The sequence below is a fragment of the Bartonella sp. B41 genome (assembly GCF_053795765.1).
The window spans coordinates 1142402-1164998 of the sequence record NZ_CP200037.1; the positions used below are offsets into that span (position 1 = coordinate 1142402).

Genomic DNA, 22597 nt, shown 5'->3' on the forward strand with positions numbered 1-22597 from the left:
GCCACCTAAAACGCTTTAAGATCTAATGCTTTAAGATCTATGGAAAGCAACAGAAATATCTTTTCTGCTAATTCTTCAGCTACGCGCCTTTCTGCATTTCTTTCAGCTTCTTCTCCTGCATATAATTGATAAGGCTGATTGAAAGATGCACGAACAGATCCTTTACCCTGCACAATAAGACCACTTTTATTTTTAACAGCATGACCACTTTTTATATCTCTTAAAATATAAGAACCCACACCCAACACTGATCCAAAAGTCCCCAAACTTTTCGGTGTTTTAGAGAAAAAATTCCCAGGATTCTTTGACCATTCTTCAAACTCCTTTAATCCAGATGGATGATTAAAATACTGATCAAATGGCTGTCCAAATGTCTGTGTGATTGCCGATGTCTGCAAAGACAACTTGTAAATAGGAGCTGAAGGCTTTCCCCCACGCCCATACATAAGGAACAATAGCCGATTGCGCACTGTTTGACCAAAACGATCCGAAGGTTCTTCAACAAAAATTTTAGAAAATTTTTTGACAATATCTGAAGGTTCTCCTGATAAGTGCCCCTCTTCACGAAAATCTGAATCCGTCTGTATAGATAATCCTTGCGTCTGGTGATAAAGAGGCTCAACGGTACAACCATAAAGAGGCATGAAAAAAAAGGAAAAAATGGAAAAAACAAATCCCCTAAATAACGACATTAACAATCCTTTGTGAAACGATAATCATTTTTCTGACAGACCTTCCTGCCAACTGTGCTTTTACAAAATCGAGATTCAAAACTGCCTTTTCAATATCCTTCTCATCAGCCGTTGTGGAAACAGTTACACTACCACGCTTTTTTCCATTAATTTGCACTGGCAAAGTTATACACTCTTCAACAATTAACGCAAGATCATAAACAGGCCAAATAGCCTCAGACATCAATGTTTTTCCTCCAAAAGCAACATTACATTCTTCAGCTAAATGGGGCATCATTGGAGCAATCATCGCAAAAAAGAAGTCCATAGCCTGACGCAAAGCAGATCTCATTTCATCGTCAGCACTTTCTACCTTATTTAATATTGGTGCCATCATATTCAAGAATTCATAAAGTCGTGCAATTGCCCGATTAAACGCAAATTTTTCTAAATCATCTTCTACATCACAAAGCGTGCGGTGCGCCACTTTTGATAGTTCTAAAGCCGTGCCCTGACGTCCAGCACACGGAACAACTTTTTTCAAAACTGAAGCACTTAAAGCAACACAACGCCAAACGCGCTGTACAAAGCGATGCGCTCCTTCAACACCAGATTCTGTCCAAATAACCTCACGTTCAGGAGGAGAATCTGATAATATGAACCAACGCACAGTATCTGCCCCATAAGATGCAATAATATCGTTAGGATCAACAACATTCTTTTTTGATTTTGACATTTTTTCAATTGGACCAATTGCCACTTCACTTTGATCAGTCAATTTGTAAGCCCAACGTTTTCCATTTTTTTCAACAATTGAAATGTCTGATGGAGAAACCCACCCTTTATGATCTCTATAAGTTTCATGCACCACCATACCTTGAGTAAAAAGCCCTTTAAAAGGCTCATCAACAACCACATGGCCGATCATCTTCATAGCACGCATAAAAAAACGCGCATAAAGAAGATGCAAAATTGCATGTTCAATTCCACCAATATATTGCTGAACAGGCAACCATTCAGACACAGCATGCTTATCTACCGGCTCCTGTGCAAAAGGTGCAGCAAAGCGTGCATAATACCAAGAAGAATCAACGAATGTATCCATGGTATCGGTTTCACGTTTAGCTGCCTGACCACAAGAAGGACAAGTAACCATTTGCCATTTTTCATTGCGTGAGAGAGGATTTCCTGGCTGATCAAAATTCACATCATCCGGCAATACAACAGGCAAATCAGCACGCGGAACGGGAACAACACCACAAACAGAACAATGAATCATAGGAATCGGACATCCCCAATAACGTTGGCGCGAAATACCCCAATCACGTAATCGAAATTGCATTGTTCTTTGCCCCTGAGGCTTACCATTCAATAATTGTCTTTCAAGTCGTTGAGCTGCAACTTCAAAAGCTTCTTGCGACGTCAAGCCATCTAAAAAATCCGAATTAATCATTATCCCATCACCAGCGTAAGCTGTTCCAGAAATTATAAAATCGCTAGCATTGGTTTCTTTTGGTAAAATAACTGGCCGCACAGGAAGATTATATTTGTGGGCAAAATCTAAATCCCTCTGATCATGAGCGGGACATCCAAAAATGGCTCCCGTACCATAATCCATGAGCACAAAATTCGCAACGTAAATGGGAATATGAATTGTCGAATCAAAGGGATGAACCGCCATAAATGATAGACGAAATCCTTGTTTTTCAACTGTTTCAAAAGATGCAGTCGTAGTACAACCAACCCGACAACTATTAATAAACGCAGCAAGAACCTGATCTTTTTGTGCCAAAGTTTGCGCAATTGGATGATCCACAGAAAGTGCTAAAAAAGAAGCTCCAAAGAGAGTATCAGGACGAGTCGAATAACAAACAACCTCATCGGATATGTCACAAAAATCACCAGTAACATTGCTTTTATTCAAAGCCCAACGAATAAAAAGACCTTGTGACTTTCCAATCCAGTTTTTTTGCATAACACGGACTTTTTTCGGCCATTCATCAAGCTTTTCAAGCCCCGCCAATAAATCTTCACTAAAATCACTAATTTTAAAAAACCATTGGGTCAGTTCGCGCTGCTCCACCAATGCGCCAGAACGCCACCCACGACCATCAATAACTTGCTCATTTGCCAAAACGGTATGGTCTACAGGATCCCAATTCACCTTGGCCACTTTACGTGTAACCAATCCATTCTGATACAGATCAAGAAACAACTTCTGTTGAGAATGATAATAATCCACATCACAAGTAGCAAATTCACGCGACCAGTCCAATGAAAACCCTAATTGTTTCAATTGCTCGCGCATTACTGCAATATTTTGATAGGTCCAATTTTTGGGATGCACTTTATTTTGCATAGCAGCATTTTCAGCAGGCATACCGAAAGCATCCCATCCCATAGGATGAAGAACATTAAACCCCTTTGCACGTTTATAGCGCGCAACAACATCCCCTATAGCATAATTACGCACATGCCCCATATGAATGCGCCCAGAAGGATAAGGAAACATTTCTAAAACATAATACTTCTCACGCTGATCCTCTTGCACAGTTTGAAAAACTTTCTTTTCATCCCAAATCGCTTGCCATTTTTGTTCTTGGACGCGCGGATTGTAGCGTTCGATTGTCATATCCACTATACTCTTTTATAAAATTGAACCAAAATTGCTTAATGCTTAACCATGGATTAACTCCATCGTCAATATTTTCAGTAAAGTTATATTAAGTACCTTACGGAACCCTTATAACAAAGAGCTAATCTCCTAAACAAAACAGAAAGTTCAAAAATATGAGAACACTCCACACAACATCCAACGTCTCTTCAATTGAAGCATGGAAAACTCTTCGAAAAGACATTGCTGACACATGCAAAAACCTGCACCGTTCTTCAGAAGAAATTCAGCTAATTGCTGTTTCAAAAAATGTCTCTACCGACAGAATTATTCCTCTCTTACAAGCAGGTCAGTCTCTTTTCGCAGAAAATCGCGTACAAGAAGCCGCTCAAAAATGGCCCCCCTTACGCAAACAATTTAATCCTATTGAGCTTCATCTGATCGGTCCTTTACAATCCAATAAAACCGCAGAAGCTGTTAAAATTTTTGACGTCATTCAAACTGTTGATCGCGAAAAAATAGCGAAAAACCTAGCTGAAGAAATGCAAAAACAAAAAAAACACCTCACCTGCTATGTTCAAGTAAATATTGGCTTAGAACCCCAAAAAAGCGGCGTTGTACCGCAAGAAGTAACATCTTTTGTAACCCAATGTAAAAATCACTATGGACTCGATATTATTGGCCTTATGGCAATCCCACCAATTCAAGAAAACCCTGGCCCTTACTTTGCACTTCTAGCAAAACTCGCAAAAAAAGCCAATCTTTCAAAACTTTCTATGGGTATGTCCGGCGATTTTAAAATTGCTCTTCAATTTGGTGCTAACGTTGTTCGCATTGGCTCAAATTTATTCAGAAAACAAAACTCAGTTTGACCTAAATTTCTACCAACAGAACTATATTTAATCACTCAAAATAGCTCAAAAATACCCAAAACATCAATTATATGAGATTATAAATTAGCTGTACAAATCTTTTCAATTTAGTCTAATCTAACCAGCTAGGGGTTTTTCCAAAATGCAAAAACACCGTAGTCGATTTTTCCAAACAGTAAATTGGAGAGGGAATTATGTCTGAAAAAATCTATCCGGTACCAAATCATATCAAAAAAAATGCTTTCGTTGACAAAGATACCTACGAACAATGGTACCAAGAAAGCATCAATGATCCAGAAACTTTTTGGACTAAACATGGGCAACGCATTGAATGGTTTAAATCTTATACAAAAGCAAAAAATGCTTCATTTCACGGCAATATATCAATTCAATGGTACGAAGATGGAATAACAAATGTCGCCCACAACTGCATTGATCGCCATTTAAAAAATCACGGAAATAAAATTGCACTAATTTGGGAAGGAAACAATCCCTATCACGATAAAAAAATAACTTATAATGAGCTTTACGAACACGTCTGTCGTTTTGCAAACATCTTAAAAAATCATGGTGTCAAAAAAGGCGACAGAGTTACTATTTACCTACCAATGATCCCAGAAGCAGCCTATGCGATGCTTGCCTGCACCCGTATTGGCGCTATTCATTCTGTTATTTTTGCTGGCTTTTCTGCAGAAGCGATAGCAGGACGTATCATTGATTGTAAATCAACCTTCATTATCACCGCTGATCAAGGCGTACGTGGAGAAAAATTGGTTCAGTTAAAAGAAAATATTGATCAGGCCATTGATATCGCAGCACGACATCATGTACATGTAAACAAAGTTATGGTAATCCAGCGCACCAATGGAAAAATTAACTGGGTTAAGGGACGTGATTTTTGGTATCATAAAGAGCTGTCTTATACCAAAGCACACTGCCCACCGGAAAAGATAAATGCTGAAGATCCACTATTTATCCTTTATACCTCAGGTTCAACAGGAAAACCAAAAGGTGTTGTGCATACAACAGCTGGCTATCTTGTTTACGTATCAATGACACATCAATATGTTTTTGATTATCATCCTAATGAGATCTACTGGTGCACTGCTGATATTGGTTGGATAACTGGCCATTCTTATCTGATTTATGGCCCTCTATGCAACGGTGCCACAACTTTAATGTTTGAGGGAATCCCAACTTTTCCTGATAAGAGTAGATTTTGGGAAATCGTTGACAAGCATCAAGTCAATATTCTCTATACCGCACCCACAGCGATCCGGACTTTAATGGGTGCAGGGGATTCTTTTGTAAAACATTCTAAAAGAACCTCTTTACGTCTCTTAGGCACCGTAGGAGAACCCATTAATCCAGAAGCGTGGGAATGGTTTTATCATACGGTAGGAGATAGTCGCTGTCCCATTCTCGATACGTGGTGGCAAACAGAAACAGGCGGACATATGATTACTCCCTTACCTGGTGCAACAAAATTAAAAGCAGGATCGGCAACGTATCCCTTCTTCGGCATTCAACCTCAAATCGTTAATGCCCAAGGAGATGTTCTGAACGGAGAAGCAGAAGGTAATCTATGCATCATAGATTCGTGGCCTGGTCAAATGCGCACCCTATACAATAATCATGAGCACTTTATCCAGACATATTTTTCTACCTATAAAGGGAAATATTTTACAGGTGACGGCTGTAGACGCGATAGCGATGGCTATTATTGGATTACAGGACGAATTGATGACATTATCAATGTCTCCGGACACAGATTTGGGACTGCTGAAATTGAATCGGCACTCGTTTCACACCCTGCTGTCTCAGAAGCTGCCGTTGTAGGATATCCACATTCCATAAAGGGACAAGGGATCTACTGTTTTATAACCTTAATGGAAGGAACAATACAAACTGAAAAGTTGTCCACAGACATAATTCAGCATGTCAAAAAAGAAATAGGATCCATTGCTATATTGGATAAAGTGCAGTTCGTCTCTCAGCTTCCCAAAACACGATCCGGAAAAATTATGAGACGCATTCTGCGCAAGATCGCTGAAGATGATTTTGATAATCTGGGAGATATTTCAACCCTTGCAGAACCACAAGTTATCAAAGATCTTATTGCCAATCGCCAGAACAAAAAAACACAACCGAACCAAAAATATAAATGACGATGCCAACAAAAAAGCTAAAACCATCCTAAAATACTTAATAAAACCATTGTTTTTTAAGTATTTTTCCATAAAGCTTTTACATCGCTTTTATATTTATATTGCCTTTCTATATGTCAACTATTAACTTTTCAACCGATATTACAAGAACTTTACATGAATTACGCGACTATCATATAATCTGGTATCATTAATCTATTTTAAACCATATTTATCAACTGGTATTGAGCCGTATTGGCAGCAATTTCTTTTTGCTTCTCAGTAGCCATTCATAATTAATCAAAGCAGTTTAATATTACTTATCATTAACCTTTCCGTTAACAATCGTATAGCTTTCGTATCTCTATGAATCTCTTCTTAAAACAAACTGTACTATAGATAACCTCTGCTAACATTAGCACAGATTACAATGTATATTTATTAAATTTCATTCACAGCGCAATTCAACTCGAAGATCCGAACTAATAAATTATCCTTTAAGTTGAAAACATAGCTTCTTCCAAGAACGAATTCTTCGTCATATCTCACAGTTTGCTTTCTATGTTGTGCTGATATACAAACACTCTTTATAATAATCTATTTTTCAATTAGGTAGTTAATTTTGATTAAGTGCAATTAATAATGAAATAAAAGTTGATAATTTTTTAGAAAAAAACAGAAATAAACTTGTTATATTTTTTCGCTTTTATTTCAGAATACTTAACTACACTTAAGCAAAACTGCCTAAAAACTCCAACGGTCGATTAAATGAACAACATTGATTTGCGAAAGCCAGAATACTCCCCCCTTGAAAATCCTTTTCTCAATAAATCTAAAATATGTATTCACAATCATACCAAAACTGTAACAATATATGTTGGGAAGCAAAAATTGATAGATCCTAAGACCAGTAAAATCATTACTGTGCCTATGATTCATATAACAGAAGAAATAGATGAAGATCAATTTACACAAGTATTCGCGAATCATATTCGAGAAATTTTCAATCTATCACGAACAGGATACCGCATTTTTACAGAAGTTTTAAAAACATACCGATCCGCTTTGTTAACAGACAATCATACTGACAGCATAACCTTGGCTTGGCTGAATGATGGTTTAAATGGCATGAAACTCGACATGACCGATAGAACGTTTCACAATGGTCTAAAAGAACTTATAATCAAAGACTTCTTAAAACCAAAATTACGGAATCAGTATTGGATCAATCCTGCTATATTCACATTTTTCAAAGATAATCGCTCTGCAGCATTCGTGCAAAAATATCAAATACAAACACCTTCTACTCAGTCAAATTTTTTAGACAATGACCATCAAAATAATTTTGACAATTTTTCAGAAAAACCCCCAAAATAGTTATATTTAAAAATCTCTAACTGATAAATTTGCACTTATAGAAATAGAATATGTAAGAAAGGGGCCTTTGCTTCTTTCTTTTTTAAACATGATTAATAAAAATTTTACTACAACTTGAAAAAAACAGAGCGGGATATTTTTGAAACCACCTCTCCTCTATCTTATCCAGATACATTGTCCTTAAAATTCTACTAATGCAACAAAACAAAAGTCTCAGATCTGCCAAAAGTACAATCATTTAAGCCTTTTATTCAACAATAACCACCAGCCACAATACTGAAATTAAAGGAAAGATTCTTATTTAAACACATTTTTTATCCGTAAAAATATTTTACAGGTAATGGTTGTAAACACAATAACAATGGCTATTATTGAATTATAATATGAATTGATGATATTATTAGTATCTCTAAGAACATACAATATTGCTAAGTACAAATAAGAATATGGTCTAATCATCCTGATTAAGTGTAAGCGTAAACGGTATCATAAAGAAATGAAAGCAAAAAACACTACTCAACATAGAAGCAAAAATGGTAACTAAATAAAAATAGAAATGGTAACCAAAAGTGATTCATTTTGAAAATGTTGGTCTCCGTTATGGAATGGGTCCTGAAGTTTTACGTGATATCAGCTTTCACATTCCTTCTGGGTCATTCCAATTTTTAACTGGCGCCTCTGGAGCAGGTAAAACGTCATTGATGCGCCTTATGTTTTTAGCACTCACACCAACCCGTGGTCATATTGATTTATTTGGAACTGATACGGCACTACTAAAGCGACAAGAACTTCCTGCATTGCGACAACGAATTGGAATCGTCTTTCAAGATTTTCGCTTACTTGATCATATGACAACTTATGAAAATGTTTCTTTACCTTTGCGTATTAAAGGACAAGAAGAATCAACTTATCGCAGTGAAGTAGAAGATCTTTTACGTTGGGTAGGACTGGGTAACCATATCCATGTTTTGCCACCAGTTCTTTCTGGTGGTGAAAAACAAAGGGTCGCGATTGCTCGAGCACTTATTGATCAACCTGAAATCCTTCTGGCTGATGAACCAACAGGAAATGTTGACCCACCCCTAGCAAAACGCCTGTTACGTTTGTTTATAGAATTAAACCGTTTTGGAACAGCTGTCGTCATTGCTACCCATGATGTTGCACTTATGGAACAAGTAGCAGCACGGCGTATGATTCTCCACAACGGACGGATGACAATTCATGAATAAATCTTTCCAAATTTTTGCAAAAGATATCGTTACAAATTATAAAAAAACAACAACTGCGATTATCCCCAGTGACAGCATTTCTAGACAAGCATTAATTACAGCAATTTTTATTATGACATTTTTATCAAGTTTAACACTCATCGGTGTTGATTTGGTACAACGTGCTGCTAATAATTGGGGTAATCAAATTAGCCATGAAGCAACAATCCAAATACGTCCTATTGAAAATATCGATACCGAAAAAGCCCTAAACGATGCAGTTAAGTTGGTTAAGACATTTCGTGGTATACAAAACGCAAAAATTGTTGACAAAAAAGACACTGAAAAATTACTTGAACCATGGCTTGGAACAGGTTTAGATCTAAACGAATTACCAATTCCTAGGCTTATAATCGTAACACTAAAAGAGGGAGAAAAAATAAACTTTCGTGCAATCGATAACGCAATAAAAACCCAAATTCCTGGAGGACGATTTGATGATCATCGCGTTTGGGTAAATCGTTTTTCAACGATGGCACGAACAACTGTTTTTATTGGAGCAGCAATTTTAGCACTAGTTTTGAGCTCGCTTACACTCACAATTATCTTTGCCACACGCAACGCACTAGCAGAAAATGCTCATATCATTAATGTATTATATTTCCTTGGTACAGAAATTCTTTTCATTGCCCGACAATTTGATTTGCATTTTTTAAAAACTGCACTACGCGGTGCATTATATGGCAGTGCAGCAAGTGCATTTCTTTTCTGGGCTTTTTCCTTTTGGATAAATTATAACCTCACTAAAACCGAAATCAGCCAAGTGACATCTTTGTTTGGACATTTTTCTGTAAGTCTTATTCCCTATGGCAAAATCATTGTCCTAATTCTGTTTGTTATTTTCCTAACCATTCTTACAAACCGCATTACTATTTTGATACAATTGAAAAAAATTGATCAATCCGAAAACGGTTTTTTTTAGTATCATGACTAAAAACTCATCTAATCTCAAATTATTGACCAGTAACCGACAAGAACATTCCCACCAAAAGCATAGCACATACAATATGTTGCATCCCCAATTCTTGTTCCACTATTTCTCCCCAACGACACTATTTCTTTTTATTACATTCCTCTTTTTTTGCACTGGTTTCATTGTTTTTTCTGAAAAAATAGAACAACTTAAAATACCAGATTCTTTACCAAAAGCAGATGCAATAATCGTTCTCACAGGAGGAGAAAACAGAATAGAAACGGGACTAAATCTTTTGCAGCAGAAGCTTGGTTCACGCCTTTTAATTAGCGGAGTAAATACGGTAACAACTCTTGATAGGCTAATCCACACTACACATATTAATCCGCAGCTTTTCTCTTGTTGCGTTGATATTGGACACCAAGCAACAAATACAAAAGAAAATGCAAAAGAAAGTTCTTTTTGGATTAAAAAACACCACTACCAAACACTTTATATTGTTACTCATGATTACCACATGTGGCGTTCTCTACGTGAACTAAAACATTTAATGCCCAACGTAAATTTTATTGCCTATCCTGTAAAAAAAAGTGAGAATGAAAGTACAATACAGCAAATCAATAGGGTACGCATTATTGCGTTTGAATACATCAAAACCATCGGAGCGCACATAAGAACTGCATTCTGATCATTGTGCATCAATTTTTGTAAATTTTATGGTCATAATCTCTTAATAAACTAACCACACCCAGATATTATTCCCAGTCATAAACTACTGCAGAAGCTATCCAACAACAAAAACTGTGTTCTCTCAATCAGTATCTTTTTTACCAACATCTTATTTACCACTTATATTGCACAGTAACTATTACTATCTTGCTGTCAATTATGCTCAATCACGTGAAAGAGCAACAACAGGATCAAGCCGCGAAGCTTGCCGAGCTGGTGAAAAACCAAAACACACTCCAATTATAGTCGAAAAGATAAGGGACACAATGACAGAATCAACCGTATAGATAAGACGAATAGGTGCTTTAAAAAGTGCAAACAAACCACCAACAGAAAATCCAAATAAGATTCCAAGCCCTCCACCAATAACACAAACTAAAATCGCTTCAATTAAAAATTGTTGTAAAATATCGCTCTGCCGTGCACCAACAGCCATACGCACACCAATTTCATTAATTCGCTCAGAAACAGTAACCAGCATAATATTCATTACACCAATACCTCCAACGATTAATGAAATAGCCGCAATCGAAGAAACCAGAAGCGTTAAAATGTGTGTACTTTCCATGATACGGTTACGGAATAATTCTGAATTTCTAGTGAAAAAATCTTTCTCACCGTGCCGCATAATTAAAAAACGCTGTATCATAGCTTCAGCTAAATGAGAATCGAAGTTATCAGCAATCCTAACAGTAATTGCACGAACCTGTGTTGTCCCAAGAAAACGCGTTTGCAACGTTGTATAGGGCAAATAAACTTGCAATGATGTATTTGAAACATCTCCATTCTGCTGCGAAGCAACAACACCAATAATACGTGCCGGAACTTTACCGACATGAACCACTTTGCCAATGGGACTCTCATGGCTATTAGGAAAAAGAACAGAAAGTGCTTCTTCTTCAACTACCAAATCGACAGATCGATCGCGAACACTTTTTCGAGTAAACACCCCCCCTTGAACTAAATTGAGCCCCTGTGTCTGGAAAAATTCTTCTCCTACCCCAGATATTACAGCGTTAGCTTCAACAGCACCAAAACGCACTGTCGAGCTCACCGAAATTTGAGGTGTTACACCAGAAACATAAGGCAATTTAGAAAGAGCTTCTGCATCATCTTCAACTAAACTGGTTATCTTCTCTGCTTGCGCATCAGAAAAACTTTTCCCAGGGAAAATTGTCAATGTATTAGAACCTAAACTCTTAAAATTCTCTAGAATCTTTTCTCGCGTGCCATTGCCCAAAGCCACCATTGCAATAATTGCACCAATACCAATAATAACCCCAAGCATAGTTAAAAAAGTTCGCATCCGATGCGCATTCATTGCTAATAAAGCCATGATAAACGCTTCACGAAAACGATCCATAAAAGAAAAAAAAGAACCAACAATTTTCTTCTCTTCTAGATTCTGTTTTTTGTGAAAAGACTGACTGATATCTTTTTCTTTTGCAATCTCTGATACACTATCAGAAATAATTTCTCCATCACTAATCTTGATAATACGATCAGCTCTCTCAGCAACTTTCATATCGTGAGTTACAATAACAATTGTTCGCCCTTCCCGATGCAATTCGTCTAAAATACATAATACTTCTTGTCCACTCTCTTGATCTAACGCGCCTGTTGGTTCATCAGCAAGGATAACCTCAGCATTATTCATTAAGGCACGAGCAATAGATACACGCTGTTGCTGACCACCCGAAAGCTGATTTGGACGATAATTTATTCGATCACCAATACCTAGACGCTCTAAAAGGCCCCTTGCACGTTTTCTTCTTGTTACAGCTGAATACCCTGCATAAACAGCTGGAATTTCAACATTCCCAAGAGCTGTCAACTCACTCAATAAATGATACCGCTGAAAAACAAATCCAAAATGATTGCGCCGCAAAGCGGACAATTCATCGCTAGAAAGAGTAGCCGTTTCTTTACCTGAAATCCAATAGCGGCCAGAATCTGGCCGATCTAAACATCCTAAAATATTCATCAACGTGGATTTTCCAGAGCCAGAAGTCCCCACAATTGCCACCATTTCGCCCCGTTTAATAGTGAGATTGATGTTTTTCAGAACAGTAAGAAATGTTTCTCCTGTACGAAATTTTCGCACAATATTTTCCAAAACAAGGACAGCATCCGCTTGCTCCGTTTTCATGACTTAAATCTCATCTTCATTATGCTTACGAGAAAAATTTGGCATCACCCCATCATATGAACCAGTAATAACCACATCACCCTCATCAAGTCCTGAAATAATCTCTGCTACCACTTTATTATTAATCCCAACTGTTACTTCTTTTTCAACTACTTTTCCTCCCTTTAAAAGAGAAACCTGCACTTTTTGCTTTTTTGTCTCATAACGCAATGCATCGCTTGGAACTAATAATACATCCTGAGCACGACCTAATATGATATGAACTTGAGCAGTCATATAAGTACGAAGCAAATTATCCTTATTATCAACATGCACAATTCCGTTATAATATATGGCAGATGATGATAAAAAATTAGAATCCATCATCATGCCAGGATTAATACTCACATCGGAACGTATCGATTCAGGTGCTGGATCAATCCTCTCTAACGTTCCTTCATAACGACGCCGTGGATTACCTAGAACTGTCAAATAAAGAGGTTGTCCAGCGCGAACTTTAAGAATATCTGCTTCTGAAATTTGTGCTGTAACTGTCATTTTTGAAAGATCTCCTAAAATAACAATCGTTGGCACCGACTGAACCGCATTCACATTCTGCCCTTCTTCCACAACCGTTGCTAAAACGGTTCCTGCTAAAGGAGCAGTGATGCGAGTGTACCCCAAATTAACCTCTGCGCTGTCTACATCAATTCGTGCTTGCGCAATCTGCTCTTGAAGCTGGGCAATTTGTGCTTCACGTATTTTTACTTGTGCTACAGCATCATCAAGATTAGCTCGTGAAATTGCACGTACCTCTATCATTTTTTTTTGACGTTCTAAATTTTTCTGCGCAAGCGCAAGGTAAGCCTTTTGCTCTGCCAAATTTGCATGATAGTAAGATAATGCGGCTTTTCTCCTTTTTAGATCATTTTCCTGATCTGTTGGATCAATTTCTGCCAAAAGATCCCCTTCCTTAACGACACTTCCAGGAAATACACGCATTGACACTACGCGCCCTGTCGCACGAGCTCCTACAGCAACTAATCGATAAGGACGGACAATACCATAAGCTAAAACACTTTCCTCAATATCACCGCGCTTCACTACCGCAGTCATATAATTCGGCATTGGTGACCAAAAAATAAGAGAACGCAGCCATAAAACAAAAATGACAAAAAATGTTCCAACTAAAAATAGAGCAAGTTTTTTACGTTTCATAATGAAATTTTTGACTACACCTTTTCCCATTGCCCCACCTTTATCTATGAACGGGTAACACCATCAACTACTTCTGGACGTGAAACATCAACCTCACCATTCCAACCACCACCTAACGCTTTCATGAGCGCAATATACTGCGTAATCATCGAAATACGACCATCACTCAGCGCCATCTGCGAAGAATAGTAGGATTGATTGGCATTTAATAACTCAAAAGAACTTATATTTCCATTTTTAAAAAGCTGCTGTGAAAGTTTCAATGAATGCAAATGAGATGCATGTGCTTCAACCAGTTTTTCTAAATGTTGGCGCTCTTTAATCAATCTCACAAGTGCATTTTCTACATCTTCTAAAGCTTCTAACACAGCAGATCGATAGACAATGAAAGCTTGATCACGCTGAGCACGAGCCACCTCAACAGACGCTATGATTTGACCTCCATTAAAAAATGGAAAACGAATACTAGGTCCCAAAGACCATCCAATTGTTGAATCTTTCCACAGTTGACCAATTCCTGTTGCTGCCGTTGAAATATTACCAGTCAAAGTAAGAGAAGGGTAGCGATCTGCCTCGCGCTGACCAATCCGCGCTGTTGCCTGTGCGTACTGACGCTCTGCCCGACGTAAATCTGGACGTGTTAATAAAATATCGGCTGGAATTCCAGCTGGGATAGGCCATTGTGGTTGTGGAATCTTTGCCGTCTTAGCATCTTTTTGTAAAAAATCCCGTAGAGCCATAGGTACTTGACCAGTTATAACAGAAAGACGATGAATGCTCACTGCCAAATTAGCTTCTATCTGCGATATATCCGCTTCTGTATTCATCATCTGCGCTTTCGCATTTGAGACATCAAGATCTGAAGCATCCCCAACCGCTAATTTAGCCTGCATCAACTCAAATGTTTTACGCTGTGATAAACCAATTTGTTGCGCAATAAGTAATTTTTGCTGCCAACCACGAACTTGAACATAATTTGTTGCCACATCCCCCAATAATGTCACCATTGTGGCACGCATATCTTCAATTGCTGCCTCAAAACCATAGTGCGCTGCTTCAACTGCACGCTTGTGCCCACCAAAAAAATCAATCTCCCAACTCGCATCAAAACCACTACGATATTGGGTAAAAGACGTATCCGCTTGCCCAGAACTTTGGATCCCTGAAACAGAGCTTGATAAGCTTGGAGAAAGAGAGCCTACAGTTTGCCCTAAAATGGCGCGGGCTTCACGAATTCGTGCTTTTGCAATGGCAACATTATTATTTCCAGAAATAGCGTAATTTATTAACGTATTTAAAGCGGAATCATTTAAGCTTTGCCACCATCTTGCAAGCTTTACTGGATGTCCTGATATATGTGAAGACTGTTGTCCCCAAACAGATGGAACATCAAAATATGTTTTACGATAATCAGGACCAACCAAACACCCAGACAGCACAAAAAAACATAAAAAATAACCATAAAACAAACTTTTTGAAGCGATACGTTCTAAATTTTTTATTTTCATCTACTTTCTCGTATATCTTCAAAATTAACCTATTATTAATGTCCACTTACCAAGCTCTTATTCCAAACTCAGTATGAAAAATCAAATACAGTTTTCATAAAAACGTAGATTAATAACAGCCTGTCCCCTGTACAGTACAAAAAACTGAAGGTCCGCAGCAAGAAAAACCAAATTTGGACAAAACCAAACATGATTAAATTGCCAATGTCAGCTAGAATCAATCATTAAATACTCAAACCTACCAAGTTCTTATTTCAAACATGGCAGAAAAAATCAAATATAGTTTGTATTTCCATAATAAAAAATCAAATTATTAATTTTAATAGAAATTAACCTGTTAAAATTTTATTTCTTAAACTCTTATCTCAAATTTCAAACCTAAAATGAAAAATCAAATACCGTTTGTACGGGAACATGATCTGAAGGACAATTCCACCCCCGTGCAGCACGAAAAATTGAAAGATCTGCAACGAAAGGTGCCAAATCTGCAGAAGACCAAACATGATCGAGCCGCCGACCACGATTAGTCAATTCCCAATCGCGCGCACGATAACTCCACCAAGTATAAAGCTTAACGGGAGGCGGATAGCGCATGCGCATCAAATCAACCCATCCGCCCTGACGGCATAAAACTTGCAAGCGCTCAGTCTCAATCGGTGTATGGCTCACAACACTCAATAACTGTTTATGAGACCAAACATCGTCTTCCAAAGGAGCAATATTTAAATCGCCAACCAAAATAGAAGATAAACCATCTCCTTGGTTTGCCCGAACAGAAGACATTTCTTCCAAAAAATCAAGCTTATGACGAAATTTTTCATTCACATCAGCATCAGGAATATCACCTCCAGCGGGAACATAAAAATTATGAATCCGTATGCCTTTGCCATAAAATTCAATAATTGCGGAAATGTAACGGCAATCCTCTTTTTGACAAAAAAAACGCTTTTCAACACTTTTAAGAGGAAATCGTGAAACAATTGCCACACCATTATAAGATTTTTGCCCGCTTAGTGCGATATATTTGTAGCCAGCTGCTTCAAAAGCCTCATATGGGAATAAAACATCTGGACATTTTGTCTCTTGTAGGCACAGAACATCTGCAGGGAATATATTCAAATACTGCAAAACTTGAGAGATCCGCAAGCGAATAGAATTAATATTCCAGACAGCAATCCGAAAAAGCATCTGTTTCATTTCTGAGAACGCGAGGCTAAACTATTCTTGTAGGGAAGTTTAAACATTCCATCGGCAAATCTAACCCCAGTCCGTATATCCATAACTTGAACAGTAGTTTCTAAATTCTGCTGATCAACAATTGTCCATTGCCGTAAAGTATAATTCTTAGAATCAAAGATCATTTTTATATGTCCTGAACCAAGGCTTTTATCGCGAAGAACAACTGTTACCGCTCCTGGATCTTCACGAAATGCCAAAAAACTCCCAGATGATAAATCGATTTTATCATCTAATAAAAGCTTCATTGGCGTTTGAAAAAGCCGTGAAAAACTCCAAGTATTCAGAGCACGATTATTAATACCCACGAATTTACCATCCGAAATGATTTGTAAAGGCACTTTTTTATAAGCAAAACGAATTTTCCCTGGACGCTCTAAATAAAACGTTCCCTCCATCATTTTTCCCTTTGGACTAAACTGAATAAAGTTACCTGTCATTGTTTTAACCGCTGCAAAATGATTAGCAACTTTCTGAGCCTGCACGATCTGATTAGATGATTGTGAAAAAGAAGGAAAAGTTAAAAAGACAATAATTCCTAAAAAAACAAATGCCCTCCTCCATAATAAAAAAAACGTTTTCATAAAAAATGCTCCAAAGCAGTACCTATTTACCTTAAATATTAAACAAAAAACGTATAAATATTTCCTTTAAGAGATATTATTTAAGAAATCCATAAGAGAACTTCTTTAAAAGGGATCTTCTCCATCCGGCACCAAAATTTCCCGTTTTCCTGCATGATTAGCGGGACCAATTATGCCCTCTTCTTCCATGCGTTCAATCAACGAAGCAGCACGATTATAACCGATCCCTAAACGACGTTGAATATAGGAGGTAGAAGCCTTGCGATCACGAAGAACGACAGCAACAGCTTTACTGTATGGATCATCTGCTGAAAGAGAATTTGAAGAGATATCAACATTGTTATCTGAGATCTCTTGCGTAATATTTTCTAAATAATCAGGACGATCCTGAGCTTTGAGATGCGCCACAACTTGCTCAACTTCGTCATCAGATACAAATGGCCCATGAACACGCTGAATACGCCCTCCCCCCATCATGAGGAGCATATCCCCCTGCCCTAACAACTGCTCAGCTCCTTGTTCACCAAGAATTGTTCGGCTATCAATTTTTGAACTTACAGAAAAAGAAATACGTGTAGGAAAATTGGCTTTAATCGTCCCCGTAATCACATCCACAGAAGGACGCTGCGTTGCCATGATTACATGGATACCAGCAGCACGCGCCATTTGTGCTAATCGCTGAACTGCTCCTTCAATATCTTTACCAGCAACCATCATTAAATCCGCCATTTCATCTATAATAACAACAATGTAAGGCATAGGATTTAAATCGAGTATTTCTGTTTCGTAAAGAGGCTCACCAGTCTCATGATCAAATCCAACTTGAACTGTTCGTGTCACTGCTTCTCCTTGATTTTTTGCATCCTTAAGACGCATATTAAATCCATCAATATTCCGAACACCAACCTTTGACATTTTGCTGTATCGCTCTTCCATTTCACGAACAGCCCATTTAAGCACAATCACCGCTTTTTTGGGATCCGTTACAACCGGTGTTAACAAATGCGGAATACCATCATAAACCGAAAGTTCAAGCATTTTAGGATCTACCATGATTAAACGACACTGATCAGGTGTCATGTGATAAAGAAGCGACAAAATCATTGTATTAATGGCAACAGACTTCCCAGATCCCGTTGTACCTGCTACCAAAAGATGCGGCATTTTTGCTAAATCTGCAACCACCGTTTCACCACCTATTGTCTTACCTAAAGCCAATCTAAGCTTCGCTTTACTCTCAACAAATTCCCTCGCCTGCAAAATTTCCCGTAAATAGACCATCTCACGCGTTGCATTAGGCAATTCTATCCCAATAACATTTCGTCCTGGAACCACAGCAACACGTGCTGATACTGCACGCATTGAACGCGCGATATCATCTGCAAGACCAATAATACGGGAAGACTTTATACCTGCAGCTGGCTCAAATTCATACAAAGTTACCACTGGTCCAGGGCGCGCATCAAGGATTTTCCCCTTAACCCCAAAATCCAACAAAACATTTTCAAGTTCATGAGAATTTGCCTTCAAGATTGCAGGAGAAAGCTTTGCATCACGCACAGCCGGTGAAGAAGCAGAAAGATAATCCAAATACGGCAAAAGAAAACCATTTTTCGAAGAAGCCATTCGGGATCTTAAAATGCGATTTCTGACAGAAGAAACCGGTGTATTGCTCTGTTTTTCCTCACATTTTATTTTTTCATCAAAGCAAACTGGATCAATCTGATCAAACGATTTTTTTTGTTTCTCAGACTGACATTTGAATGAAAAAAAACGAAAAAATCGTGCTTGTAAAAAATAAAGGAAATGTAAAATTGCCCCGAAAATCGGAACAAAAAAACCGTTCTGTACCTCATTTGTAGGATCCTCTGTATCTTCTAACACATCAAAAACAGGATCTACTCTTTCAAGCTTCTGAACATTCTTTATTTTTTCTTCTCTTTTCTGGCACCGCCACACCACGTTACCGGCAAAAACAGACAGAAAAAAAGCTAAGAGTACAAAAAAAATTCCCAACAATACATTCTGGAAAGAAGAGAGAGAAGAAGGAAAGGTCAGATAAACAGCCTTTAAAATTTTATCACCAAAAACACCGCCAAATCCTATCGGCAATGGCCAATAGGTGAAAGAGGCAAGAGGCGTCATGAGAGCAAACGCAACTAAAAAACAAATCGCCGACATTACCCACAAAAAAAGACGAAAAATTAAATTGTAGATATTTTTTTGCGCCAGCAAAAGAAATGACCAAAATAATGGTGGCAATAAAATACCAATACTTGCTAATCCGAAAAATTGCATAACAAAATCTGAAAAAATTGCACCAGGCTGCCCCATAAAATTTGTAATCTTATTCATGTTTGCATGAGTTAAAGACGGATCTGCAATATTCCAAGTTGCCAAAGAAAAAATACAAAAAATAATAAAGCCTAAAAGACCAAGACCAATAAAAACACCAACTTGACGCAAAAACATCTCAACGAGCCGTGAACCTTGGGAATTTGACTTTTCTAATAAATTATAAGAAGAAGAACTCTGGTGCATCTATTACTTCCAAAAACAAAAACCTTTATACTTTACACTTTAATGGATAAGGGATACTAGCATAATTTTAGCCGCTGTAACCATAGCAATTTCTTTTGATGACAAAAACTGTTCCCTTTAATTTTAATATTGTATAAAAAGTGATATTGAAGGAAAGTATCGATTGTATCCTAAAAGCTGATAACTGTACAAAAGTGGAAAGAAGCATTGTGTATTCTGATCCCAATAAAAATATAAAACCCCACAAGGACATAAAACACTGTGATCTCCTTATTGCCGGCGGTGCAATTGTTGGTTTAACGCTCGCTGTAGCACTTAAACAAGCAGCACCTAATTTGAATATCAATATTGTTGATGCAGCTTCTCAAGAAGATATCATTACCTCGAATGTACGAGCGTTAGCCCTTGCCGCTGCTTCCATCCGTATGTTTAAACAATTACAATGTTGGGAAAATGTAAAAACCCACGCCCAACCCATACATTCAATGATAATCACCGATGCATGCGCAAATGATCCAATAAAACCAACTTTTTTAACCTTTGAAGGAGGTATCACTCCTAACGAACCTTTTGCTGCTATGATTGAACATAAACCACTCATTAGTGCTTTAAGAAAACGAGCAAAAGATCTAGAAATCGCTTTCATTGACAACGTACGTGTTATTGACTTTTATCAACAAGATCAACATACAATTATCACTTTAAGCAATGAAGAAATTTGGCAAACAAAATTGTTAATTGCAGCTGATGGAACACACTCAAAATTACGTGAAAAAGCTGGTCTAAAAAAAATTTCTTATCCTTATAAACAAACAGCAATCATATGCAAAATTGAGCATGAAAAACCCCATTATGGCCAAGCAATACAGCATTTCTTACCTGCTGGGCCTTTCGCTATTCTCCCTCTCAAAGGAAATCAATCAGCTATTGTATGGAATGAACATCATAAAACCGCTCAATATTACCTAAAAGCTGATTCTTTTATTTTTGAAACAGAAATTGAAAAACGTGTTGGTCGCCAGCTTGGAAAGCTATCTTGGAACGGCGAACGTCAAGCATTTCCATTAACTCTATCCTTAACACGTCAGTGCGTCAAACCTCGTTTTGCTCTCGTTGGCGACGCTGCACACACAATCCATCCAATAGCAGGACAAGGTCTTAATTTGGGATTACGCGATAGTGCTGCTTTGGCAGAAGTTATTATCGAAACAATACGATTAGGTCTTGATATCGGATCCCTTATTGCTCTTGAACGCTATCAAAGTTGGAGACGTTTTGAAATTGTGCGAATGACTCTAAGCAATGATTGGCTCAATAAACTCTTTTCTAATGATAACCTTCTTTTGCGAATGCTTCGTGATGTCGGCCTTGGAATTGTCAATAAAACGCCAAAAATGAAAAAATATTTCATTCAGGAAGCTTCTGGACTTACTCCCAATGCTCCAAGACTTTTACGTGGATTCCCACTTTAAACAGAACAATAACCCTTTTTATTTAATTATTTAACCATTTTACAAAATTTTCCTTTTCAAAAAATAGCTCCCTAGAACAACAATTCTTAACTTTTTACTTCTTTCTTAACGCTAAAATTGCATCACTTTTTTACTCTGCCATTTTTCTAACAAAATTTCTCCATAATTTTTTGAAGGTAAGACATTCTGCTCCATAACGTTAGGACTTTAGTGCATCAAATTTTTAAAAATGACATTTCTTTAGCTCTTTTCTACTTCTGCGCTCATTAGCATTTTCAAATTTTAAGAATCCTGCTTCTGTACTAGGTTACTTCTAACTCTTCAAGAGAACAACCACTCTCTAACCATTCCTTAATCCACTTAGGTTTTCGCCCACGCCCGTTCCACAATTCCCATTGATTATTGGGATTCCTATAATGACGCTCCTTATTTACAAGATCAGCTATATCAATCCCATGCGCATGCGCAATCTCAAGAATCTTACGTCTTGCATTCTGCCTCTCTTTTACTTGCCTTTTTTTTAACTCCACATCAATTTGAGTACGCATCTTCTCTAGCTCATCAAGACTCATGCTTTTGAAATCATTCATCTAAATTACTCCCCTAGAAAAAAGAAATGTGTCTTGTCATATTTTAAACACAATTATAGACAATTCTTGCCTATTTATTATCGAAATTATAATTTTAATTAGTATATCACTCTCATGGAGATGTGCTCTGAACTGCGAGGAATTGTTTATGTGTATCTCAGTTGTCACTGCCATATCCTTTTTTAGGTTGATCGTTAAAATTAACGACCAGAGTATGAGATTCCTGTCGTGCTTTTGGGATTCTCATAAACAAGCAAACAAGAATAAGTACAAACCATCAATTTATAAACTATGGCAGTACCTTGTGGAGGGCAAGACTTCTGCACAGATCAATGAAACAATTCATTCTAGCAATAAGAAATTCCTTAGCATAAAACAAATCTCTCCTATATGTTATTCATATCTGAAAATAGTGGAAACAACAAAAAGCTATATTACGCAATTTAACTCAATAAACCAAGAAAAATGGTTATTATCTAGGTGTGTTTCTTCTTTTTACAATTTTTGTCATCACAATGTTGACTTGCGCGTCCTGAACTTTATCTCCCATGTTTGTGCATGTGGAGTTGGATATCTTATAGCCTGCATTAAAAATATTTCCAAAAGTTATGAAAACAACAATAATGATCAATATGTTGAACAAAATTGTCTTATCCTGCAAGTTTCTAACAATGCACCATGGTGCTACGCAAAAAGTTTGTCTCTGATCGACGTTTATGTCAGCAAAAT

At 37.5% G+C, this 22597-nt stretch carries 16 protein-coding genes; 7 read left to right on the forward strand and 9 right to left on the reverse strand.

Annotated features, from left to right (window positions below; all coding sequences use genetic code 11):
• Nucleotides 1–5: 5 nt before the first annotated feature.
• A complete protein-coding gene (locus V4P54_RS05030) occupies nucleotides 6–692 on the reverse strand; it encodes a hypothetical protein (RefSeq protein ID WP_455476936.1) in 687 nt (228 codons plus the stop codon).
• Entirely contained in the window at nucleotides 679–3303 is a 2625-nt protein-coding gene (gene leuS, locus V4P54_RS05035; protein WP_455477694.1) for a leucine--tRNA ligase, read from the reverse strand. Before leuS ends, V4P54_RS05030 begins: the two co-directional genes overlap by 14 nt.
• A 158-nt stretch (nucleotides 3304–3461) precedes the next feature.
• Between leuS and V4P54_RS05040 the strand changes: the two genes are divergently transcribed.
• The 6 genes from V4P54_RS05040 (at nucleotide 3462) to V4P54_RS05065 (ending at nucleotide 10550) form a co-directional block, all read left to right on the forward strand.
• Nucleotides 3462–4157: a YggS family pyridoxal phosphate-dependent enzyme gene (locus V4P54_RS05040; RefSeq protein ID WP_455476937.1), complete on the forward strand. Its 696-nt coding sequence runs from the start codon at nucleotides 3462–3464 to the stop codon at nucleotides 4155–4157.
• 194 nt (nucleotides 4158–4351) lie between these two features.
• Nucleotides 4352–6325, forward strand: a complete 1974-nt coding sequence (gene acs / locus V4P54_RS05045; RefSeq protein WP_455476938.1) for an acetate--CoA ligase — start codon at nucleotides 4352–4354, stop codon at nucleotides 6323–6325.
• Nucleotides 6326–7072: 747 nt separating this feature from the next.
• Nucleotides 7073–7681 carry a hypothetical protein gene (locus tag V4P54_RS05050; protein WP_455476939.1) on the forward strand — a complete coding sequence of 203 codons (609 nt, stop codon included), beginning with the start codon at nucleotides 7073–7075 and terminating at the stop codon, nucleotides 7679–7681.
• A gap of 569 nt (nucleotides 7682–8250) precedes the next feature.
• A complete protein-coding gene (gene ftsE, locus V4P54_RS05055; protein WP_455476940.1) occupies nucleotides 8251–8910 on the forward strand; it encodes a cell division ATP-binding protein FtsE in 660 nt (219 codons plus the stop codon).
• Complete coding sequence (locus V4P54_RS05060; protein ID WP_455476941.1) at nucleotides 8903–9871, forward strand: cell division protein FtsX; 969 nt, start codon at nucleotides 8903–8905, stop codon at nucleotides 9869–9871. The genes ftsE and V4P54_RS05060 overlap by 8 nt, the downstream gene beginning before the upstream one ends.
• A 4-nt stretch (nucleotides 9872–9875) precedes the next feature.
• Nucleotides 9876–10550 carry a YdcF family protein gene (locus V4P54_RS05065; RefSeq protein WP_455476942.1) on the forward strand — a complete coding sequence of 225 codons (675 nt, stop codon included), beginning with the start codon at nucleotides 9876–9878 and terminating at the stop codon, nucleotides 10548–10550.
• 204 nt (nucleotides 10551–10754) lie between these two features.
• On the opposite strand, the gene V4P54_RS05070 is transcribed toward V4P54_RS05065, so the two are convergent.
• The 6 genes from V4P54_RS05070 to V4P54_RS05095 all read right to left on the reverse strand — a co-directional run bounded on the left by V4P54_RS05070 (nucleotide 10755) and on the right by V4P54_RS05095 (nucleotide 19806).
• Entirely contained in the window at nucleotides 10755–12740 is a 1986-nt protein-coding gene (locus V4P54_RS05070; protein ID WP_455476943.1) for a MacB family efflux pump subunit, read from the reverse strand.
• A gap of 3 nt (nucleotides 12741–12743) precedes the next feature.
• Nucleotides 12744–13967 carry an efflux RND transporter periplasmic adaptor subunit gene (locus V4P54_RS05075; protein ID WP_455476944.1) on the reverse strand — a complete coding sequence of 408 codons (1224 nt, stop codon included), beginning with the start codon at nucleotides 13965–13967 and terminating at the stop codon, nucleotides 12744–12746.
• Between the two features lie 14 nt (nucleotides 13968–13981).
• Entirely contained in the window at nucleotides 13982–15445 is a 1464-nt protein-coding gene (locus V4P54_RS05080; protein WP_455476945.1) for an efflux transporter outer membrane subunit, read from the reverse strand.
• Between the two features lie 378 nt (nucleotides 15446–15823).
• Nucleotides 15824–16633 carry an exodeoxyribonuclease III gene (locus V4P54_RS05085; RefSeq protein ID WP_455476946.1) on the reverse strand — a complete coding sequence of 270 codons (810 nt, stop codon included), beginning with the start codon at nucleotides 16631–16633 and terminating at the stop codon, nucleotides 15824–15826.
• A 5-nt stretch (nucleotides 16634–16638) separates the two neighbouring features.
• Nucleotides 16639–17265, reverse strand: a complete 627-nt coding sequence (locus tag V4P54_RS05090) for a LolA family protein (protein ID WP_455476947.1) — start codon at nucleotides 17263–17265, stop codon at nucleotides 16639–16641.
• Nucleotides 17266–17370: 105 nt separating this feature from the next.
• Complete coding sequence (locus tag V4P54_RS05095; RefSeq protein WP_455476948.1) at nucleotides 17371–19806, reverse strand: DNA translocase FtsK 4TM domain-containing protein; 2436 nt, start codon at nucleotides 19804–19806, stop codon at nucleotides 17371–17373.
• 209 nt (nucleotides 19807–20015) lie between these two features.
• Between V4P54_RS05095 and V4P54_RS05100 the strand changes: the two genes are divergently transcribed.
• Nucleotides 20016–21278: a ubiquinone biosynthesis hydroxylase gene (locus V4P54_RS05100; RefSeq protein WP_455477695.1), complete on the forward strand. Its 1263-nt coding sequence runs from the start codon at nucleotides 20016–20018 to the stop codon at nucleotides 21276–21278.
• A gap of 302 nt (nucleotides 21279–21580) precedes the next feature.
• Here V4P54_RS05100 and V4P54_RS05105 read toward each other — a convergent pair whose 3' ends face one another.
• A complete protein-coding gene (locus V4P54_RS05105; RefSeq protein ID WP_455476949.1) occupies nucleotides 21581–21868 on the reverse strand; it encodes an H-NS histone family protein in 288 nt (95 codons plus the stop codon).
• Nucleotides 21869–22597 lie beyond the last annotated feature (729 nt).

Excerpts from the sequence above, each read along its gene's own strand:
- V4P54_RS05075 (WP_455476944.1), bottom strand. The coding sequence starts at position 13,967 with ATGGGAAAAGGTGTAGTCAAAAATTTCATTATGAAACGTAAAAAACTT.
- V4P54_RS05070 (WP_455476943.1), bottom strand. The coding sequence starts at position 12,740 with ATGAAAACGGAGCAAGCGGATGCTGTCCTTGTTTTGGAAAATATTGTG.
- acs (WP_455476938.1), top strand. The coding sequence starts at position 4,352 with ATGTCTGAAAAAATCTATCCGGTACCAAATCATATCAAAAAAAATGCT.
- V4P54_RS05040 (WP_455476937.1), top strand. The coding sequence starts at position 3,462 with ATGAGAACACTCCACACAACATCCAACGTCTCTTCAATTGAAGCATGG.
- leuS (WP_455477694.1), bottom strand. The coding sequence starts at position 3,303 with ATGACAATCGAACGCTACAATCCGCGCGTCCAAGAACAAAAATGGCAA.
- V4P54_RS05050 (WP_455476939.1), top strand. The coding sequence starts at position 7,073 with ATGAACAACATTGATTTGCGAAAGCCAGAATACTCCCCCCTTGAAAAT.
- V4P54_RS05080 (WP_455476945.1), bottom strand. The coding sequence starts at position 15,445 with ATGAAAATAAAAAATTTAGAACGTATCGCTTCAAAAAGTTTGTTTTAT.
- V4P54_RS05030 (WP_455476936.1), bottom strand. The coding sequence starts at position 692 with ATGTCGTTATTTAGGGGATTTGTTTTTTCCATTTTTTCCTTTTTTTTC.
- V4P54_RS05105 (WP_455476949.1), bottom strand. The coding sequence starts at position 21,868 with ATGAATGATTTCAAAAGCATGAGTCTTGATGAGCTAGAGAAGATGCGT.
- V4P54_RS05060 (WP_455476941.1), top strand. The coding sequence starts at position 8,903 with ATGAATAAATCTTTCCAAATTTTTGCAAAAGATATCGTTACAAATTAT.
- V4P54_RS05095 (WP_455476948.1), bottom strand. The coding sequence starts at position 19,806 with ATGCACCAGAGTTCTTCTTCTTATAATTTATTAGAAAAGTCAAATTCC.
- V4P54_RS05090 (WP_455476947.1), bottom strand. The coding sequence starts at position 17,265 with ATGAAAACGTTTTTTTTATTATGGAGGAGGGCATTTGTTTTTTTAGGA.
- V4P54_RS05065 (WP_455476942.1), top strand. The coding sequence starts at position 9,876 with ATGACTAAAAACTCATCTAATCTCAAATTATTGACCAGTAACCGACAA.
- V4P54_RS05085 (WP_455476946.1), bottom strand. The coding sequence starts at position 16,633 with ATGCTTTTTCGGATTGCTGTCTGGAATATTAATTCTATTCGCTTGCGG.